Source organism: Collinsella sp. Sow4_D11 (assembly GCF_052116465.1).
In the GTDB taxonomy this organism is placed as follows: domain Bacteria; phylum Actinomycetota; class Coriobacteriia; order Coriobacteriales; family Coriobacteriaceae; genus Collinsella.
The window spans coordinates 1-814 of record NZ_JBQKLA010000069.1; the positions used below are offsets into that span (position 1 = coordinate 1).

Sequence of the window (814 nt, forward strand, 5' to 3'; positions counted from 1 at the left end):
GAGACAGGCAAGCTCACCCGCTGGGTGCACCCGTCGGGGCGTACGTCGTGGTTCAACGCTGACCAGCCCCACAAGTCCCTGAACATGGTCGTGCAGGGCTATGGGCGCGAGCTGCTGGTGGATGCCATGTTCCGGTGGGAAGCCATGCACCCCGGCCACACGATCATCCCCATCCACGATGAAATGGTCATCCAAGTGGATGCTGAGCACGCCGACCAATACGCGGAAGACTTGGTGGCATGCATGACCACCACACTTGAGCCGTCTATCCCCATCGTGGCCGAAGCCGACGCGCCCACCACCCGGTGGGGTAGCGTTGAGTCATGAGGCCCAAGAAGAACCCCCGAAGCGATAGGGATTCACGCGGTTACGGGTCGGCGCACAAGAAGCGGCGTGAGCGTGAAGCCCGCAAGCTCAAGCACGCTGGGCAAGTACCGTGCGCCCGTTGCGGCTACCCGGTCTTCTATGAGTGGCCGCTGAGCCCGCCCGAGCCGCACGCGCCCAAGTGCCCCGCGGTCAAGTGTGAAGGAACCTGTTGGGCGGCTTGGGACTTGGGGCATACCGACGACCGAGCGGGCTACAACGGCATTGAGCACCGCTCATGCAACCGGAGCGCGGGCGCGGTCAACTCCAACAAGCCCAAGGCTAGGTTCGTGCCCGGGAAGGATTACGGATGGTGACGTGTTCACGGTGCGGCGAAGTACGCGCACACGTACGCGAACACTCAACTTGCACACTTGTCGTGTAACAGGCGCAAAGGTGCTAGTCAACCCCCAGTAAGGGCGTCCGCATCATGAGACAGGGGCTGTCTCTT

Annotated in this window: 2 protein-coding genes; both read left to right on the forward strand. The window is 62.8% G+C overall.

Annotation, left to right across the window (positions count from 1 at the left end; all coding sequences use genetic code 11):
* On the forward strand, positions 1-327 hold a 327-nt coding region (locus tag ACTQ40_RS10560; RefSeq protein WP_441564122.1), incomplete at its 5' end, for a hypothetical protein.
* Positions 324-680 carry a hypothetical protein gene (locus tag ACTQ40_RS10565; protein ID WP_441564123.1) on the forward strand — a complete coding sequence of 119 codons (357 nt, stop codon included), beginning with the start codon at positions 324-326 and terminating at the stop codon, positions 678-680. The genes ACTQ40_RS10560 and ACTQ40_RS10565, both read left to right, overlap by 4 nt.
* Positions 681-814: the final 134 nt, after the last annotated feature.

What these genes read in the sequence shown, in the direction of transcription:
- ACTQ40_RS10565 (WP_441564123.1), top strand. Translation starts at nt 324, where the DNA reads ATGAGGCCCAAGAAGAACCCCCGAAGCGATAGGGATTCACGCGGTTAC.